Origin of the sequence: Oligoflexus sp. (assembly GCF_035638955.1) — a bacterium.
In the GTDB taxonomy this organism is placed as follows: Bacteria; Bdellovibrionota_B; Oligoflexia; order Oligoflexales; family Oligoflexaceae; genus Oligoflexus.
In genome coordinates this window covers 1-1,737 of the sequence record NZ_DASQYZ010000324.1, presented here as the reverse complement: position 1 = coordinate 1,737, position 1,737 = coordinate 1, and the positions used below count along the sequence as shown (strand labels likewise).

The following is a 1,737-nucleotide window of genomic DNA, read 5'->3' as shown; positions in this document are numbered from 1 at the left end:
AGCTTTATACTGCTGGACCATGAAGCCTGCTTCCTCGGGAGCCTCGAACTCATTGGCCTTGAATCCCCGTCGCGCATGGCTGTTGCAGAAGGCCATGGCAATGGGGGGCTTGCCGGTGGTAACTCTGAATTCGTTTGTTTCCCTGTCATGTGAATTATCAAGCAAAAAATAAGGACGTTTCAAACGCGTTTGCAAAAACGCTGTTGAACTGTTCGTATTTGTCTTATCTGCAACGTCAACGGCCAAGGCTTCTCGGCTGAACAACCTGTCATTCGAGGTCAGGATCGTAACCCTGCGCTCAAGTTGCTTATTCGTTCGTACCGCAGGAAAAGGGCTGCGCTTCACACTTACCAACGTGCTGGTGGCGATGAGCCCCCGACACAGGGAAACCAAACGAAGTCACAGCCGAACCTTTGTTCATACCTGAAACGAGAGGCCTTGGCCATTGACGTCAAACTTGTCACCAAGCCTATGCAGGTGTCCCCACCGTATACATCGTTCCTGTTCGAAAACAAGCGCGGATCCTTCCGATAAGTCGACGTGCGATTGCTACGATCGCGCGCTTTTTGCCTCGCGTGGCTGCAATCCTATTGAAAATTTCGCCGAGTGCAATATCCTTGCTGATTGCCCGCCAGGCAGCCTCGACGAGAAGTCCTCGCAAGCGGCCAGCACCTTGCCGACTGATATGTCCTCGCCGCACAGAGTCGCCTGATGAGCTTTCGGTCGGTGTAAGCCCAGTGTAACGAAAGAGACCTTTCTCATTAGCAAACCGTGACATGTCGCCGAGTTCGGTCGCCAGCACGGCAGCACCGACCAGTCCAATACCAGGCACACTTTTATAAACGGACTCCAAGTGGACCCTCTTTTTTGCCTCCTCCCGTAGAAGCCGACGGACCTGAAGAAGCTGGCTGGTTAAAAAACGCCACTGAGCGAAGAGAAGCCCAAGGACCATTTTAAGTTCGACGGCAATTGTCATTGCCTCCAGCTCCCGCAAATAGCGGCTACTGATACGCCGCGTCGAGCCTAGGGGCATCAGTCCAAATTGATGGAGTTTGGCTTTGATTTGCCTTTCAATAGTTCCTCGATGCTCAACGAGCTGGGCCCGTGTTCGGGGCAGCAACCTGGAAAGTTCTTCGTCCTCAGTCGGAATGTGGATGCCAACGAGGTCTCCCTTGGAGAGTGCCCAGGCGATCTTTTTCGCATCACGCCTGTCAGTCTTTACCCGGTCGTTAGCCGCAATCTTTATCGAGGCAGCGTTGACGACGATGTTATCAATGCCAACCTTCACAAGGGCGCGGTGCAGCACGAAACCAAAGTAGCTTGCCTCATAAGCAGAGTGAATTTCTGCGCCTTCAAACCAGTTTCGTAAGCTGCAAGCTAAGCTCGTTGGGTCCGCATGGGTGGAGGCCCTTTTGACAATCTCATTGTCAACGATGCAGGCTACCGCGTAGGTTTCTTTATGCACATCGAGCCCAATATAGACAACTTTCCCTGCATAAGAGATGGTCTTGCTGTTCATTTTTTTGTCCTTTCAGAGCTTTATCACCAGAAATTGATCTTGAAAGGATATTCCCATTTTTTCCGGATTCTGGTCCCTCCGAAACTGATTCAACATAGCGACTTACCGCCTTTTTATAGCCGGAATAGACGTCAGAGACCAGCACCTCGCAGTTGGACTCCTTAAGTACGGCCGACGCAACATCGCCGGATCTTGTGTCGTGGCACTCAAAAAAGCAT

General features: G+C 51.6%; 1 protein-coding gene. It reads right to left on the bottom strand.

Annotated elements, in window-relative coordinates; translation table 11 throughout:
* Window positions 1-469: 469 nt before the first annotated feature.
* Window positions 470-1,519, bottom strand: coding sequence for an IS110 family transposase (locus VE954_RS29365; RefSeq protein ID WP_324959657.1), 1,050 nt, complete (start codon window positions 1,517-1,519; stop codon window positions 470-472).
* Window positions 1,520-1,737: the final 218 nt, after the last annotated feature.